The 15,783-nt window shown below is 55.7% G+C and carries 14 protein-coding genes, 2 pseudogenes and 1 CRISPR repeat array; of the genes and pseudogenes, 11 read left to right on the top strand and 5 right to left on the bottom strand.

Features of this window, described 5'->3' with window-relative positions; translation table 11 throughout:
- The 5 genes and pseudogenes from dhaL to AACR93_RS23155 all read right to left on the bottom strand — a co-directional run.
- Nucleotides 1-505: dihydroxyacetone kinase subunit DhaL (dhaL, locus tag AACR93_RS15220; protein ID WP_043851211.1), on the bottom strand; the 505-nt coding region annotated here is incomplete at its 3' end.
- A gap of 9 nt (nt 506-514) precedes the next feature.
- Entirely contained in the window at nt 515-1,585 is a 1,071-nt protein-coding gene (gene dhaK / locus AACR93_RS15215; RefSeq protein WP_043851210.1) for a dihydroxyacetone kinase subunit DhaK, read from the bottom strand.
- Nucleotides 1,586-1,823: 238 nt separating this feature from the next.
- Nucleotides 1,824-3,182 (bottom strand): NCS2 family permease, encoded by a 1,359-nt coding sequence (locus AACR93_RS15210; protein WP_042648085.1) that lies wholly within the window; start codon nt 3,180-3,182, stop codon nt 1,824-1,826.
- Between the two features lie 152 nt (nt 3,183-3,334).
- A pseudogene (locus AACR93_RS15205) lies at nt 3,335-4,246 on the bottom strand (IS256 family transposase); the annotation flags it as partial.
- A pseudogene (locus AACR93_RS23155) lies at nt 4,247-4,369 on the bottom strand (IS630 family transposase); the annotation flags it as partial.
- Between the two features lie 228 nt (nt 4,370-4,597).
- Here AACR93_RS23155 and AACR93_RS15200 point away from each other — a divergent pair.
- The 11 genes from AACR93_RS15200 to cas2e all read left to right on the top strand — a co-directional run bounded on the left by AACR93_RS15200 (nt 4,598) and on the right by cas2e (nt 15,104).
- Nucleotides 4,598-5,068, top strand: coding sequence for a YagK/YfjJ domain-containing protein (locus AACR93_RS15200; protein ID WP_231556958.1), 471 nt, complete (start codon nt 4,598-4,600; stop codon nt 5,066-5,068).
- 3 nt (nt 5,069-5,071) lie between these two features.
- Nucleotides 5,072-5,587: a hypothetical protein gene (locus tag AACR93_RS15195; RefSeq protein ID WP_156152978.1), complete on the top strand. Its 516-nt coding sequence runs from the start codon at nt 5,072-5,074 to the stop codon at nt 5,585-5,587.
- A 398-nt stretch (nt 5,588-5,985) separates the two neighbouring features.
- Nucleotides 5,986-6,855, top strand: a complete 870-nt coding sequence (locus AACR93_RS15190) for a helix-turn-helix transcriptional regulator (RefSeq protein WP_231556957.1) — start codon at nt 5,986-5,988, stop codon at nt 6,853-6,855.
- Between the two features lie 45 nt (nt 6,856-6,900).
- Nucleotides 6,901-9,546 (top strand): CRISPR-associated helicase Cas3', encoded by a 2,646-nt coding sequence (cas3, locus tag AACR93_RS15185; RefSeq protein ID WP_043851206.1) that lies wholly within the window; start codon nt 6,901-6,903, stop codon nt 9,544-9,546.
- A gap of 3 nt (nt 9,547-9,549) precedes the next feature.
- On the top strand, nt 9,550-11,034 hold the full coding sequence (gene casA, locus AACR93_RS15180; protein WP_043851205.1) for a type I-E CRISPR-associated protein Cse1/CasA: 1,485 nt from the start codon (nt 9,550-9,552) through the stop codon (nt 11,032-11,034).
- On the top strand, nt 11,031-11,549 hold the full coding sequence (gene casB, locus AACR93_RS15175; protein WP_043851204.1) for a type I-E CRISPR-associated protein Cse2/CasB: 519 nt from the start codon (nt 11,031-11,033) through the stop codon (nt 11,547-11,549). Before casA ends, casB begins: the two co-directional genes overlap by 4 nt.
- Nucleotides 11,546-12,181 (top strand): type I-E CRISPR-associated protein Cas6/Cse3/CasE, encoded by a 636-nt coding sequence (cas6e, locus tag AACR93_RS15170; protein ID WP_043851203.1) that lies wholly within the window; start codon nt 11,546-11,548, stop codon nt 12,179-12,181. The genes casB and cas6e overlap by 4 nt, the downstream gene beginning before the upstream one ends.
- 12 nt (nt 12,182-12,193) lie before the next feature.
- Nucleotides 12,194-13,237, top strand: a complete 1,044-nt coding sequence (gene cas7e, locus AACR93_RS15165; RefSeq protein ID WP_043851202.1) for a type I-E CRISPR-associated protein Cas7/Cse4/CasC — start codon at nt 12,194-12,196, stop codon at nt 13,235-13,237.
- 3 nt (nt 13,238-13,240) lie between these two features.
- Nucleotides 13,241-13,954: a type I-E CRISPR-associated protein Cas5/CasD gene (gene cas5e, locus AACR93_RS15160; RefSeq protein ID WP_043851201.1), complete on the top strand. Its 714-nt coding sequence runs from the start codon at nt 13,241-13,243 to the stop codon at nt 13,952-13,954.
- A gap of 3 nt (nt 13,955-13,957) precedes the next feature.
- Nucleotides 13,958-14,836, top strand: a complete 879-nt coding sequence (gene cas1e / locus AACR93_RS15155; RefSeq protein ID WP_043851200.1) for a type I-E CRISPR-associated endonuclease Cas1e — start codon at nt 13,958-13,960, stop codon at nt 14,834-14,836.
- A gap of 28 nt (nt 14,837-14,864) precedes the next feature.
- Nucleotides 14,865-15,104: a type I-E CRISPR-associated endoribonuclease Cas2e gene (gene cas2e, locus AACR93_RS15150; protein WP_043851199.1), complete on the top strand. Its 240-nt coding sequence runs from the start codon at nt 14,865-14,867 to the stop codon at nt 15,102-15,104.
- A gap of 51 nt (nt 15,105-15,155) precedes the next feature.
- Nucleotides 15,156-15,732: a CRISPR direct-repeat array (repeat unit 28 nt; unit sequence GTCTTCCCCACACCCGTGGGGGTGTTTC).
- Nucleotides 15,733-15,783: the final 51 nt, after the last annotated feature.

The following is a 15,783-nucleotide window of genomic DNA, read 5'->3' as shown; positions in this document are numbered from 1 at the left end:
TGGTGGCCTCGGTACCGGCAGCGGCGGCGGCTACTGCCTTGTCCAGCGCCTCGTTGAGCGGCAGCTCTTGCTGTTGGGCTTGTTGCAGGGCCGCCAGTGCTGGCCACCAGGCATCGCACATGGTCTTGTCACCCGGCTCGGCGCGGCCGCGGGAGACGATCCCTTCGACCCCGTCGCTCAGCATTTTGCACAACTGGCTCAGGCTCAGGCTTTGGCAGGCATCGGTGCTGGCCGCCGCCCGGATAAAGAAGGTGCCGTAGAGCGGGCCGCTGGCACCGCCGACCGAGGAGAGCAAGGTCATACCGGTGGTTTTCAGCACCTGACCGATATCCTTGTCCGCCACCGCGGGCAGCTTCTCGGCCACTTTAGAAAAGCCGCGCTGCATGTTGAGGCCGTGGTCGCCGTCGCCGATGTCGGTATCCAGTGCGGTGAGGTAGTCACGCAGCTCGGTAAAGATGTGTTCGCAGTCGAGCAGCCAGTTGACGATGTGATGCTTGCTTAACATGGGTTCTCCTTAGCAGCCGCGACGCAGGGCGGGGGTGTGAACGGGGGCATCCCACAGGGTCATCAGTTCATCATCCACCTTGAGCAGGGTGATGGAGATGCCGGTCATGTCGAGGGAGGTGCAGTAGGGGCCAATCAGGTTGCGCACCAGATGGATGCCCGCCTCTTCGCACAGGGTGGCGAGGCGACCATAGACGCCATAGAGCTCGGAGATGGGGGTGCCGCCGAGACTGTTGACCAGTGCGATGACCCGATCGCCCTTGTTGAGCGGTTCGATAAAGGTGTGCTCTTCCTGCCAGCTGCCGGAGGCTCTGTCCCAGTGACGCAGGGTACGGCCATAGGGGGTGTTGTCCGCCAGCTCGCTGAACATGTCATCCACCAGGGTATTGAGGTCGGTGAAGGGGCGGCGCGCTATACCGGGTTCGCCGTGGATGCCCACGCCAAACTCCATCTCGTTGTCCGCCAGAGTGAAGGAGGGCTTGCCGGCGGCAGGCACGGTACAGGCGTGCATGGCGACGCCTATGGTGCGGCTCTGGTTGTTGATGCGACGGGCCAGTGCCTCGCAATGGGCCAGGTCATAGCCCGCTTCGGCTGCGGCCCCCACCAGTTTTTCGCACAGCACGGTAGTGGCAACGCCACGGCGACCGGCGGTATAGAGGCTGTCTTTGACCGCCACGTCGTCATCGATCAACGAGAAGCCCACCTTGACTCCATCGCCGTGCAGCAGCTCGACCGCGGTCTCGAAGTTGAGCACGTCGCCTGTGTAGTTCTTCACCAGGAACAGCACGCCCGCGCCGCCATCAACGGCCTGACCGCACTCGTACATCTGATCCGGAGTCGGCGAGGTAAAAATCTCGCCGGGGCAGGCGCCATCCAGCATCCCTTTGCCCACCAGACCGCCGTGCATCGGCTCGTGGCCGCTGCCACCGCCGGAGACCAGCGCGACCTTGCCCATCACGGGGGAGTCGGCGCGGGTGATGTAGTGGGGTTCGATACGTACCTTGAGCTCGGGATGGGCGGCGGCCATCCCCATCAGTTGTTCACGGACCACGGCATCGACGGCATTGATCAGTTTCTTCATGGCTCACTCCTTGGCTTGCCACCGCACGGGTGGGCAAATGGTTGATGGAGCCAGTCTAACGACAGAAAGAAGGATAAAAATGACGGTCGGTTTGGTTCGGATTTGAAACAGCAGAGGGGGTATCAGCGTTTCAATCTGAAACGATGCGGGGCAAACGGGCGGGAAACTGTTAGCGGTCTCACAGCCATGAAAAAGGGCCCCGCGGGGCCCTTCACTATAACCGGAATAAACGGACGAGTTAGATGGCCCAGCCACCGGCATAGAAGATCACCAGCGCCAGGGCGATGATGACGGTGCCGATGTTCAGCTTCTTCCACTCGGCAGCGAAGATGCGGCCAACGACCAGTGCCACGAAGCCCAGCATGATACCGGTGACTATATTGCAGGTCAGTACGATGAAGACGGCGCACAGCATGCCGGCGAGGGCATCGACCGAATCGCTGAAGTCCAGCTTGGTGACGTTGCCCAGCATCAGAAGACCGACGTACATCAGGGCCGGTGCGGTGGCGTAAGCCGGTACCAGATAGCTCAGCGGGGAGAGGAAGATCATCAGCAGGAACAGCACGCCGACCAGCGCAGCGGTCAGGCCGGTCTTGCCACCTGCTGCGGTACCTGCGGCAGACTCGATGTAGACGGCCGCCGGAGCACCACCCACCACGCCAGCGACCATGCTGCTAACGGAGTCGGCAGTCAGTGCCTTGCCGCCGCTGATGATGTGGCCACGTTCGTTGATAAGGCCCGCCTGACCGGCTACGGCACGGATGGTGCCGGTGGCGTCAAACACGGCGGTCATTACCAGCGCCAGCACGGTGGGAATCACCACCGGATTGAGGGAGCCCAGCAGATCCATGCTGCCTACCAGCGAGCCTTTTTCACCGGTCAGGCTCGGCATGGCGAAGAAGCCCTGCCAGGTCACTTTCGGATCGAAGATGAGACCGAGGATGGAGATGGCGATGATCACCATCAGGATGCCGCCCGGCACCTTGCGACGCTCCAGACCGAAGATGGCGGCCAGACCCAGCACCGTCATGATAACCGGGAAGGAGGTCACTTCACCCAGTTGAACCGGCAGACCGGCACCTTCGTTCTTGATCACCATACCGACGCCGTTGGTGGCGATCAGCAGCAGGAACAGACCGATACCGATGCCGGTGCCGTGGGCGATGCCGGAGGGGAGGTTATCCAAGATCCACTGGCGTACGCCGGTGACGCTGATCAGGGTAAACAGCACACCCATCAGGAAGATGGCGCCCAGCGCGACCGGAATGCTCAGTCCCTGACCCAGTACCAGACTGAATGCGGTAAAGGCGGTGAGGGAGATGGCGCAACCTATGGCCATCGGCAGCTTGGCCCATAGACCCATCAACAGGGAGCCGAAGGCGGCGATCAGGCAGGTTGCCACGAAGACGGGGCCCTGCTCAAAACCAGCGGCACCCAGCATGTTCGGCACCACTATGATGCTGTAGACCATGGCCAGGAAGGTGGTCAAACCGGCCAGCAACTCCTGGCGGACAGTGCTGCCACGCTGGGTGATGGAGAAATAGGAGTCCAGAAACCCGCTATTGCCGGTGCGGGCCGTCATTTCTTGCGTTGCCATAACTCATCCTGAATGTGTGAAGGAAATCGTTTGCGTAATGGCGCGCAAAATAGCAAGAATTTGGCGAGATTGCAGCGGATCAGGCACCATTTTCCCGAACTTTTCCATTTAAAGCCTCATTGGAGAGTTATTGTCAAATGTGGTGTATGGGGTCAGGCGGCGTTCCTGTCTGACTCTTCCTCTACCTGGACTCCGTCCTTGAATTTCACGTTGTTCACTACCAACGTCAGCAGCCCAAATCCCTTGAGCCGCTTCCAGTTCTTCTGTGCTGACTCCAGCAGCTTGTAGACCATTGCCAACGTGGTCTCCCGCGAACCACAATTCCTAGCTCGCTTCGTGCGCAGACGCACCGTTGAAAACGTCGACTCTATCGGGTTGGTCGTCCGAATACTTACCCAGTGCTCGGCCGGAAAATCATAGAAGGCCAACAGCTCATCCCGGTCTTTTCGCAATCGCTCCATGGCCCCTGGATACTTCGCCTCAAACCGCACCAGGGTACGGTCGAATGCCCGGTAGGCCTCATCCCGTGTCTCGGCCATCCAGATTTCATGCAAGGCCTCTTTGACCTTTGGCTGGACCGATTTAGGCAGCACTGACAACACATTCGCGGTCTTGTGAACCCAGCACCGCTGATGTGCCGTGTCCGGGTAACACTTGGCGAGCGCCTTCCAAAACCCCAGCGCCCCATCGCCGATAGCCAGCTTGGGACTGAGGGTAAGCCCCCTGCCTCGCAGCCCCATGAGGAGCTCCGTCCAGCTCGCGTCAGACTCCCGATGGCCATCCTCCACCGCGACAAGCTCCTTGCGTCCATGCTCTGTCACCCCAATGATGACCAGCAAACAGAGCCGGTCATCCATCCGCACGTTGCTGTATATCCCGTCTGCCCACCAGTAAACGTAGCGGCGCCCTGCGAGGTCTCGCTGACGCCACGCCCGGTGCTCATCATGCCAGTCTTGCTTCAACCGGCAGATGGTGTTGGCTGATAGCCCCTTGGCCTGGTCACCCAGCAGCGCACAAAGAGCCTCCTGGTAGTCTCCGGTAGATATCCCCTTGAGATAGAGCCAGCGTCCTTCATGTAACAGCAAGATGGCCATCAAGCGACGAGCATGCCCTTTATCACGGGTGGCATGGATGATTTTGTGAATGCGGCGCCGTTGTGGTCGTGGCAGGGGTGGTAGGATAGGCATCAACTCAGTCCTTTGGGTGTGGCTTGTTTTGTTTGGCGACTAATGAGATCGCACAAACTGGACTGAGTTCCCTTCCTCCAGTGATCTACTATTCGGAACAGCTATTTAGGATATTAATAATATATGCCCAATATAAATAATAACTCGTCTTTAACATTGCCCCTCAACTATGAGCATCAAGGCCATGCTTGGGCCGTAATCAATCACATCCATATCAGGCGAGAGATCATGGATAGCATTTTCCAATTGCTAGAAAAGTTCTTCAGCAAAACCAGCAAGCTTACTGCCATTCGCATGGAGCTAAAAATGAAACAGGGGACTATAGACAACAAGCCAATCAGCCATTTCTTCAAAAAGCTGAAACCCAAACTGATCCGACATTATGGCCCTTGCTACCACGGCTATATCTGGGTCAGAGAGAAAGCAAGGTCAAAAGCCCAACACTACCACTTGGCACTGCTACTAGATGGGCAAAAGGTTAAACACTCAGACAATGTTTACCGTTTAGCCAAGACGGAATGGACATATGGTTATCTTTCACTACCTGAGAACCCTTTTTATCACGTTCATCATGACCGTCTAGACGAACATCGGCTGCTGATCTACCGCTTGAGCTATTTGGCCAAAGCAGAAACAAAAGGAGATCGGCCACCAGCAGTCAAGGACTACCAAGTCAGCCGCAGCATCAGGATACAGTAAATAATGAAAAGCCGAATTTATGCACCAAGAATACCAAATCGTATTAGGAAACCGAAAGAAATGGGGTTCTGTGAACGCAAGGTATTCTGGCGTTACCATCAAGAGAACTTTGCCACTCTGGTGCTGCTGCAAGGTATTAGCATAAAGACGTATGCCGAGCTATACCGTCTCGACATACGTCTGACATATGTGAAATTCCAACCGCTGGGGGCAGCCACTCTGAGGTACAGGTTTTGGGAACAACAACGCCAGCAGTTTCAGACTGAACGAGCCCAGACTGGCATTACCGCTGAGGCATATATCCAGGCCCATAAACTGCAACAAAAGACAGCTAGGCTTGAGTTGAACCGCCAACCGATGGGTGAAAAGTGGGCCATACACTGCCGCCGTTACGAGTGGCAGTACGATAGCAGAGGAATCACCATTGCCCAGTATGCGGTAGAGAACAATTTGAATCCCTCCACCGCCCGGCGCTACATACGAAAAAAACGATCATTTTCAGGTCATCGCAAGGTCTGAAAAACCATGTAAAAAATTACCATTTTGAAAAAAATCAATATTTTCAAAATATTAGAAGCATATTCAACGATCGCTTTTCAATGCCCCGATCCCTCAGTGATCACTAAAACGATCCTTTTCCTCTTATACATGCCTTAGCTCTCTCTCGAGAGAGCCTTTCGCAATGACAGCGTAGAGTGCGATCTCGCCGTATCTAGTAATGACATATGTGAGACTCGATAGGGTTTTGTTTCCATTGAAGTGATAGCCTAGTCGATATTTATCAATCAGTTAACGACGAGATGGAACAACTTAACCGAGCCCTTGCCTTACACCAGTTACTTTTGGACTTTCGTTACCCTGTTCCACGCTCCGTCATACTCGAACGACTTGCGTGCTCAGCCAGCACTTTTAAACGGTTGTTGGAATTGCTGCGAGACCGTTATCAGGCGCCAATAATCTGGGACCCGATCGCTCGTGGTTATCGCTACGATACCGATGATGGCCGATTTACCTTTCCGGGCGTCTGGCTTACCGAATCGGAAGCCTTTGCGCTCTTGATGGCCAATCGTCTGCTGCAAGATGTGCAACCGGGTCTGCAGCAGCAGGGGCTGGCCCAGTTGCAGACTCGTATAGGCACACTGCTTGGTCCCCAGTGGCAAAGTCAGGCAGACCGACTACGAGTTGAGAGCATAGGGCGCCAATATGTAGCACCTGAACTATTCCTGCCGCTGGTGCAGGCCCTGTTTGCCAGGCGCCAACTCCAATTCCACTATAGTGCCACCTCCCATCAGGCCAAAATCCGGCACCTCTCTCCCCAGCGCCTGTGCTGGTATCGGGACAACTGGTACTTACTCGCCTGGTGCCACGAACGAAAGGCACTCCGAATCTTCGCTTTGAGCCGCATTGCCGACCCCCTTGAACTTGATGAGGTCGCCTACGACTGCGAGACGCAGGAGCTGGACGCACTCTTCTCCAACGGCTATGGCATCTTCGCAGGCAACACCATGCAGCAAGCCGAGTTGCGCTTTGATCCAAGCGCGGCTCCTTGGGTCAGAGACGTGCAGTGGCATCGAGATCAAATCCAGACATTAGAGCAGAGCGGCCATATTCGCTTGAGCTTCCCCTATGCCGACCAACGCGAACTAGTACGCGACCTGATGCGCTTTATCGGTGAGATCGAAGTGCTGGCACCACCTGAACTACGTCAGCGCGTGATAGCCGCCATGAACGCGGGATTAAATAAACATGGAGAAACCACTTCAGTAGCCCAACCGGTGAGCCAGTGAGGGGAGGAAAATGGCCAACGTGATGAAACAAAGGGCGGCGGCAATATGATGAACCGAAGACGAAAAACGACGGGCACAGAGTCAGAGATCACTACTGTCCCTTTTGAATTGTGCCCAGCCAAAACCTACCAAAACCAGCAAGGCGAACCCCAGTTTGGTCGGAGTGTGTTTAACCACTGTCAGATAGTGGGGGAAACCGCACGAGCTTTACTTAACCGCATGCCAAAGACGATTCGACACGTACTCTTTCCACCAGGGAGTGCCCTACAAGCCGCCCTTCACGACATCGGTAAGGTCAGCCCCGTATTTTTCCTCAAATTACAGTGTGCGGTTGAAGGTGAGCAGTCCTCTTGGCTGCAACGAATGCCTCAGTTCCGAGCAATACAGGAACGTGACTGGGGTGGACATGCCGGTGTCAGTGAGCTGGCCCTCGCCTCCATCACAAACAACCAGTTTGTTCCGCGAGTCGCCGGGCAGCACCACGGTTTTAATCCACCTGATGCGATGTTAAGCGCCAGTGCCGAGCAGCTTGGTGGGAAATCTTGGCAAGCAGAACGATGCAGGCTGGTGGAGGAGTTACAACGGGTTATGGGGGAAGAAATCCCCACTATCACGACGCAGGAACAAGCAAGACTATTAGCAGGGCTAACCACTGTGGCAGATTGGATTGGCTCTGGTCATCACTTTGAAGACCCTACAATCCCCTGGCAACCAAGAATAGAACAAGCATTGGATGATGCAGGGTTTGTCTTGCCTCAGGTGCGTAAAGGGCTTGCCTTCGGTGATATTTTCAGCGCTGAGGATGGGACACCTTATCAACCCAATGAACCTCAACAGCTTCTCCACCAGCACAGCCAGGGAGTCGGTGTCTATGTGCTTGAAGCACCGATGGGGCTAGGCAAGACCGAGGCCGCACTCTATGCAGCCTATAAAATGTTGGAAGAAGGCAAGGCCACGGGCATTTATTTTGCTCTACCCACTCAACTGACATCCAACAAGTTGTTAGACCGCTTTAATGACTACCTCAAGCAGATCCTGACCGAAGAGAGTCCACACCGTCACTCCCTACTGCTTCATGGCAGTGCCTGGTTGATCAATCAGGCGTTGGGAGAAGAGGGCAAACCCGGCCGTAGCTGGTTTGACAGTGCGAAGCGTGGTTTGCTGGCACCGTTTGCCGTGGGCACCCTCGATCAGGCATTGATGGCAGCCATGAACGTCAAGCACGGTTTTGTCAGGGCTTTTGGCCTGGCGGGTAAGGTGGTGATCCTCGATGAGGTGCACAGTTACGATGCCTACACGAGTGTGATCCTCGACGAGCTGATCCATCTACTTCGAACCCTGCACTGCACCGTAATTATTCTCAGCGCCACTCTGAGTCAGGCTCGCCGCAGTGAGTTGCTCGGGCAGCCGACACAGCAAGACACCTACCCTCTCATATCCGTATCAACGGGTATCACGCCATCACTGCCGCAAGAGCTGGCGGTAACACCAGAAGAATCCCGCTCAGTTCATCTGCAATGCAAACCCATGGCAGACCAGAGTGTGTTAGAGGAAGCGCTCATGCGAGCGACCCAGGGCCAGCAGGTGCTTTGGATTGAAAATACGGTGGCTGAGGCACAGGAACGTTATCTCGATCTGGCTGCCAGAGCACAGGAAGTGGGAGTGGCCTGTGGTTTACTGCACTCTCGCTTTACCGCACGGCATAGGCAAAACAATGAGGCACATTGGGTTAGCTGCTATGGCAAGGCGGGCAGAGCAGCCCGTGGGAAGCAAGGCCGCATCCTGATCGGCACTCAGGTACTAGAGCAATCTCTTGATATCGACGCCGATTTTCTGGTCAGCCGCATGGCGCCTACCGATATGTTGTTTCAGCGGCTTGGTCGTCTCTGGCGTCATGAACAGACCCCGAGACCCACCAATGCCCGCAGAGAGGCCTGGATCCTTACCCCTGACCTCGATGCTGCGCACCAAGACCCCTATCAGGCCTTTGGTGCAACTGCACACGTTTATTCACCTTATTTGCTCTGCCGTTCTTTGGAGGTTTGGCTTGTCCAGGTAAAGGAGGGGACAGTCTCCTTACCCGACCATATCCGCACACTGGTGGAGCTCACCTATCAGGATCGCAGCGAAGATGAAGTGATGACACGCTGGAAACGAGAGCTCTTTGACGGCACTCGCCTGCGTAAAGGGGTCAACAGTCTTCGGCAACTGGCACGACTTACGCTCTCTAAAGGGGGCAAGACCCTGCCCGAGGCCAAAGCGCAAACCCGCTACAGCGAACAGGAGAGCGGTGACTTGCTGCTCCTGTCTGAACTGTCTCTGGACAACCACGACCAGGCCACACTCCTGACTTTTCTCGACGGTGAGCAGGTTGTTATTCCATGGCATGCACATCGCCTTACCCCAGCAGAGTGGCGAGGCCGTGCGGCACTGGTGACCCAGCATCTGGTCAGCTGCCGTTTAAGCCAACTGCCTCGGCCACCAGCACGGCTCTGGTGTCAAAAAGCTGGTTTGGGCAATGTGCTGTATCTCGGTCATCCGGATCAGGATGACGCCGCTATTTCTATTGCCAAGGTCACTACAGATCATCAACTGCATACCATCGATGGCTGCTCACTCCCCTTAAGCGATCGCCTCTCCTATCGCTATCGGGATGACATCGGCCTCACCATTACCAAATACAAGGAGTAAGCCTTGGAACATCGCTTCAATCTGATCGACGAACCCTGGATCCCGGTGGCCGACAAAGGACGGGTCGGGCTGAAGGATATCTTCACCCACCCCGAATACCGGACCCTGGGTGGTAATCCGGTGCAAAAGGCAGCCATTCTGAAGCTCCTGCAAGCTATCGCCCAAGCCGCGACCACCCCACACAATCTGGAGGAGTGGCAACAACTAGGTTGGCGAGGCATGGCAGACAAAGTCTGCAGCTATCTGGCCCAATGGCACGATCGCTTCTATCTCTACGGCCCAGCCCCTTTTCTTCAAATGCCTGCCATTGCCAAGGCTGCCATCAAGAGTTTCGGCACCGTACTGCCCGATGTGGCGACCGGCAATACCACTGTGTTGACCCAATCCCAAGCGGAGCAGCCGCTCGATAATGGTGAGCGGGCGCTGCTCTTGCTCACTCAGATGGGCTTTGCGCTGGGGGGAAAAAAGGCAGACAACAGTGTTGTTCTGACTCCGGGTTATACCGGCAAGAACAATGACAAAGGTAAGCCATCCACGGGCAAGCCCGGTCCCTCTGTTGCACACATGGGCTTACTGCATAACTACTGTCTGGGCACATCACTGCTAGGGAGCATCTGGCTCAACCTCTTTACCGAGGCTGAAATTGCCGATCTCACCGTTTATCCATTTGGCTTGGGGACGCCTCCTTGGGAGCAGATGCCAGAGGGGGAAGATTGCCACATTGCAAACCAGCTCAAGGGCTCTCTGATGGGGCGGTTGATTCCCCTGTGTCGCTTCTGTTTATTGGCCGATGAGGGGCTGCATTACTCCGAAGGTATTGCACATGGCAACTACAAGGAGGGCGTTTTCGACCCTTCAGTGGCGGTCGACATCAATGGCAAGGAACCCAAGGCGCGCTGGGCCGATCCCGAACGCCGCCCCTGGCGCGAATTGACCAGTTTGCTCGGTTTTATCGGGCAAGGGGGCAGAGCACTTGATTGTTACCAGCTGAAACTGGCATTGCTCAAAGCCAAGAAACAGGAAGCGCCCTTTGCTATCTGGTCTGGGGGATTAAGGGTCAGCAGCAATGCAGGTGAACAGTATGCCTCCGGTTCGGACGACATGGTGGAGTCTCTCTGCTGGTTCTCTCCCGACGATATTAACGAGATCTGGTTTAACCATTTTCAAACCCAGATGATCCAGTTAGAAGGGCTGGCCAAGACCCTTTATGGCTGCGTGATCGGCTATTACAAGACGCAACTGATGGATGGTGAGTCATTTGCCAAACAGGCGAGCAATCTCTTCTGGCAACTCTGCGAGCGCCAGAGCCAGGCCCTGATCGAGGGGTGTGACAAGCCAGATACTCGCCAGCTACTGCGCCGTCAATTTGCCCGCTACACCACCCAGGTATTTGACCAGTGTTGCCCCCATCAAACGGCCCGGCAGATGGATGCCTGGGCCAAAGCCAAGCCAAACCTCTCCGCCTATTTGCAACAGGAGCAACCATGAGTACGCAAACGTCACAGAGTCGCGAGGTGGATTTTGTCGCATACCTCTGTCAGCGCTGCCAAAAAGACAAGGGATTTGCCGCCCGGCTGCGCCGTGCCGATAACCCCGCCACCGAGTATCAAAGTTGGGACACCCTGGCCGCCTTCGGGATAAATCTGGAGTGGGCCGAAGAGCGCCAACCATTTGCTCTAATTGCCGCAGCAGTGGCCCGCAGTGATCAGGCATGCAATGGTGCCTTGCCACTGGGGCAGGCGATAGCCCTCGCATTTAGCGAGGGACGCGAGAGCGATCAAGCCAAAGCCAGGCTACGCCGCCTGCTTGCCTGTGACGATACCGAAGAGGTATGCCGCATTTTGCGGCCATTGTTGACGTTGATCCGTAGCCGGGTCAATCAACCCCTCGATTACGCGGCACTGCTGGTGGACTTACGCTGGTTTCATCGCAGTGCAGATCGCGCCAAAGCACGCTGGGCCCAACAGTTTTACGGCAGGCAGGAAAAGGAGATGACAGCATGACCCTCTATGCCAGCGTGTTACGTCTGGATCGGGCTGCAGTGAAAGGACTGCGAGTGACCGACCTCTACTCACTACACCGGGTGGTTTACGGACTGTTTGAGGATGTTCGTTCAGAGGCACAGAAGCAGGCCAGCGTACCAAGCGGAATTCAATGGGTCGATAAAGGGGGTGATCACCTTTGTCGCCAGATCTTGCTGCTCTCGGACCGTCTTCCTCAAACCGGTGAATATGGTGAAGTTGAATCACGCTCTCTGCCCGACGATTTTCTGTCGCACCACCACTACCGCTTTACCGTCACAGTCTCTCCGACCAGACGAAATAGCCAGAGCCGTCAACTCAAGCCCGTGAAAGGTCGAGAGGCCATTGCAGACTGGTTTATCGAACGCAGCGCCAACAACTGGGGATTTAGTGTTGATCCCCTGCGGTTACAGGTCGATGACGTGAGAGTGGCCCAATTCAAGGGTAAAGCTGAACGTGACATCACCCTGCAGCAGGCGACCCTGAGCGGCTATCTCACCGTGACCGACCCCGAACGTTTCGCCCTGAGCGTGGCCAGCGGGCTGGGCCGTGGCCGCGCCTTTGGCTGTGGCCTACTGCAAGTCGTTCCCCTTATCGAACAACCCCTTTTCTGACAAGGAATCATCATGAATAACGCACTGAAAAATACCCGTATCGAGTTTCACATCCTCCAGTCTTTTCCTGTTACGTGTCTGAATCGGGATGATGTCGGAGCCCCCAAAACGGCCGTCGTAGGTGGCGTCACCCGCGCCAGGGTCAGCTCCCAATGCTGGAAGCGTCAGGTGCGTTTGGCCCTGCAAGAGTTTGGCGTCAAGTTGGGTATTCGCACCAAAAAGGTCGCCGAACTTGTTACAGAACATTGCATCAAACTGGGTGCGGCACAGGAACCGGCTCAGTTGTGTGCGAGTAAGATAGCTGAGCTGCTGGCCGACGATACTTTGCTGTTTATCAGCGACAGTGAAGCCGAAGCATTTGCTGGCTATGCCAAAGAGCAGGGGTTCGACGCAAGCAAGATCAAAGATAAAGATCTGGCAAAGTTTGCTAAAAAAAGCCTCAACCCAGCCCTGGATGCGCTAGATATCGCTCTCTTTGGTCGCATGGTCGCCAAGGCAGCAGACATGAATGTCGAAGCAGCCGCCTCTTTCAGCCACGCCATCTCAACCCACAAGGTGGCCAATGAAGTGGAATTCTTCACTGCGCTCGATGACCGGCAAGAAGAGCCAGGTTCGGCCCACATGGGGAGCCTGGAATTTAACTCCGCCACCTACTACCGCTATATCAGCCTGGATCTGGGTCAACTCGCCGACACCATGGGTGGGGATGAACTAAATAAAGAACAGTTGAAACAGGCCATCGCCGCCTTTACCAAGACGCTGTTTGTCGCGGTTCCCGCTGCTCGTCAGACTACCCAATCCGGCGCCAGTCCATGGGAGTTTGCCAAAGTGTTGGTTCGTAAGGGACAGCGCTTGCAGGTGCCATTTGATGAGCCAGTAAAAGCCGCTGGCCATGGCTTTTTACTCCCCAGCGTGGAAGCCCTCAAAGGCTATATCTCCAAGAAAGAAGCGCTCACCGGCAGCCTGTTTGGCAAATTGGGAGATTACGAGTGGGGCGAAGACGAGACATTCAGTTTGGATCACCTGATCGCTAAGCTGCAAAGCCATGTGGAGTAAGTCATGAGTCAACCCTACCTATTGCTATGGCTGGAGGGGCCACTACAAAGCTGGGGGCACGATTCCCGCTTTGGACGACGTGAGACCCTGCACTTTCCGACCAAGTCCGGGGTCCTCGGGATGGTCTGTGCTGCCCTAGGGGCTGGTGGCCCCCAGACATCCCTGCTCGCCCGATTTGCCGATCTCGATATGCAGGTCCACAGCTTTGCTCGTCGTCACAAGAACAGTGAGCTAGTGCCCCGTGAGCCCTTATTGCGCGATTTTCATATGGTGGGCAGTGGCTACGATGACAAGGACCCTTGGCAGAGTCTGCTAATCCCAAAAACCAGTGAAGGAAAGAAAGCGGTGGGAGGAGGCACAAAGATGACCTACCGCTACTACCTGCAAGATCAGGCGTTTGCCGTACTGCTCCAGGTCCCTGATGACCTGTTAACCGAGGTCGCCCAGGCTTTGCAAAATCCGGTCTGGGATCTCTCCCTTGGCAGGAAAACCTGCGTACCCACCGAGTTCATCTTTCAGGGACAGTTTGCCAACCGGGGTGACGCACTGGCTGCAGCCCTCAATTTGGCCGAACAGAAGCAACGAACCCGGGACTTTATGGTGATACAGGGAGCCACTGAAGGGGGTGAGCTGCTGACATTAAACGATGTTCCGCTGCAATTTGGTCAGCATAAACGTTATCGGGATCGGCAGGTGACGCTGATAAACGAGGGCTAAACCATGGGTGGTGATCAACGTCTATTCGTCAAGATCACCCGGGAGTCCCTGCCTCAGGTCAAGGATAAATACCCCTTTATCTACCTAGAGCGGGGGCGCCTCGAGATTGACGACAGCAGTCTAAAGTGGCTCGATGCCGAAGGCCAAGTCGTGCGTCTGCCGGTAGCTACTCTCAATGCCATCTTGCTAGGCCCTGGCACCAGCCTGACTCACGAGGCAGTCAAGACTGCAGCGGCAGCCAACTGTGCTATCTGCTGGGTGGGGGAAGATAGTCTGCTCTTCTACGCGGCAGGTTTTTTACCCACCGCCAATACCCGCAACCTCAATCACCAGATGCGGCTAGCCTGCAATAAAAAGTCATCCCTCGAGGTAGCTCGCCGCATGTTTGCCTATCGCTTTCCCGATGCAGATCTGGCAGGTAAGAGCCTTAAGGAAATGATGGGAATGGAAGGTAGCCGAGTGCGCGCACTCTATCAGCAAAAGGCCCAACAATATGGGGTCGGTTGGAAAGGGCGTCAGTATACTCCCGGTAAAATGGACCTCAGTGATACCACAAATCGGGTGTTGACCTCCGCTAACGCAGCTCTCTACGGCATCCTTTGTTCCGCACTCCATGCCATGGGTTACTCCCCTCATATGGGGTTTATCCACTCGGGCAGTCCGCTGCCCTTTGTTTACGATCTAGCAGATCTCTACAAAGAGAACCTCTGCATCGATCTTGCCTTTTCCCTGACCCGTGAGATGGCTGGGCGCTACGAAAAAGCGCTGGTCTCATCTCGCTTTCGAGAGAAGGTGATCGCGCAGGATCTGCTCGCTAGCTTAGCCAGAGATATTCCGTCGTTACTTGGAGGGGCAAGTACTGATGCTGATAGTACTGGCTAATGATTTGCCCCCTGCGGTACGAGGACGAATGAAGCTCTGGTTTATCGAGCCGAGGCCCAACGTCTTTGTCTCTGGCATTAAAGACTCGGTCGCTGACACAGTGATCGAATACCTCTACCAGCACTGTTCACCGGCAGCTGGTGTGGTGATATTCAAGAGCATCGCCAAAACACCGGGCTATCAGATCCGTTCCATAGGCTCACCGACCAAGACGCTCTGTGAGATAAACGGACTGCAGCTGGTGGTAGAAAAGCTACTCGACCAGTAAGCCAACCACAATCTGTAGCTGGCTTGGCGCGATCTTTAACAATATATCGGTGTCTTCCCCACACCCGTGGGGGTGTTTCTGGCCCGCGCCTGCGCATCAAAGTCCATCCCCTGTCTTCCCCACACCCGTGGGGGTGTTTCTCTTGTGGGCTCCAGCTTTAGCTTCGTGTTCAGGTCTTCCCCACACCCGTGGGGGTGTTTCCTACCCCAGCGGCACCCCTCTGATAGTTGCCCGGTCTTCCCCACACCCGTGGGGGTGTTTCCAGGCTGGCCTTGAGCACTCCGGTGTTTACAAGGTCTTCCCCACACCCGTGGGGGTGTTTCGAATGGAGCGCTTGGATAGGGTGGTGAGGTTCAGTCTTCCCCACACCCGTGGGGGTGTTTCTCTGATTGCGGCCAGTGGTAAGCGCATCAATCAGTCTTCCCCACACCCGTGGGGGTGTTTCCCCGATAACTATAAGCGTGTCCGGTGGGACTGTGTCTTCCCCACACCCGTGGGGGTGTTTCCCCTACCGCCATGCTGATCCGTGTCACCAAGGAGTCTTCCCCACACCCGTGGGGGTGTTTCCGCCTTGGCGTCCAGATTGCCACCCCGTGACCAGTCTTCCCCACACCCGTGGGGGTGTTTCTGTATTTAGCCCAGCAAGCTGGTTTGGCCTTGGGTCTTCCCCACACCCGTG

Source organism: Aeromonas sp. L_1B5_3 (assembly GCF_963866575.1).
Taxonomy (GTDB): Bacteria; Pseudomonadota; Gammaproteobacteria; order Enterobacterales; family Aeromonadaceae; genus Aeromonas; species Aeromonas jandaei.
This window is presented reverse-complemented; position numbering and strand designations above follow the sequence as displayed.

Bases quoted from the DNA above. Each gene is read 5' to 3' on its own strand.
- cas2e (WP_043851199.1), top strand. From the start codon at position 14,865: ATGAAGCTCTGGTTTATCGAGCCGAGGCCCAACGTCTTTGTCTCTGGC.
- cas3 (WP_043851206.1), top strand. From the start codon at position 6,901: ATGATGAACCGAAGACGAAAAACGACGGGCACAGAGTCAGAGATCACT.
- casB (WP_043851204.1), top strand. From the start codon at position 11,031: ATGAGTACGCAAACGTCACAGAGTCGCGAGGTGGATTTTGTCGCATAC.
- AACR93_RS15195 (WP_156152978.1), top strand. From the start codon at position 5,072: ATGAAAAGCCGAATTTATGCACCAAGAATACCAAATCGTATTAGGAAA.
- cas5e (WP_043851201.1), top strand. From the start codon at position 13,241: ATGAGTCAACCCTACCTATTGCTATGGCTGGAGGGGCCACTACAAAGC.
- cas6e (WP_043851203.1), top strand. From the start codon at position 11,546: ATGACCCTCTATGCCAGCGTGTTACGTCTGGATCGGGCTGCAGTGAAA.
- dhaK (WP_043851210.1), bottom strand. From the start codon at position 1,585: ATGAAGAAACTGATCAATGCCGTCGATGCCGTGGTCCGTGAACAACTG.
- AACR93_RS15210 (WP_042648085.1), bottom strand. From the start codon at position 3,182: ATGGCAACGCAAGAAATGACGGCCCGCACCGGCAATAGCGGGTTTCTG.
- cas1e (WP_043851200.1), top strand. From the start codon at position 13,958: ATGGGTGGTGATCAACGTCTATTCGTCAAGATCACCCGGGAGTCCCTG.
- AACR93_RS15200 (WP_231556958.1), top strand. From the start codon at position 4,598: ATGGATAGCATTTTCCAATTGCTAGAAAAGTTCTTCAGCAAAACCAGC.
- cas7e (WP_043851202.1), top strand. From the start codon at position 12,194: ATGAATAACGCACTGAAAAATACCCGTATCGAGTTTCACATCCTCCAG.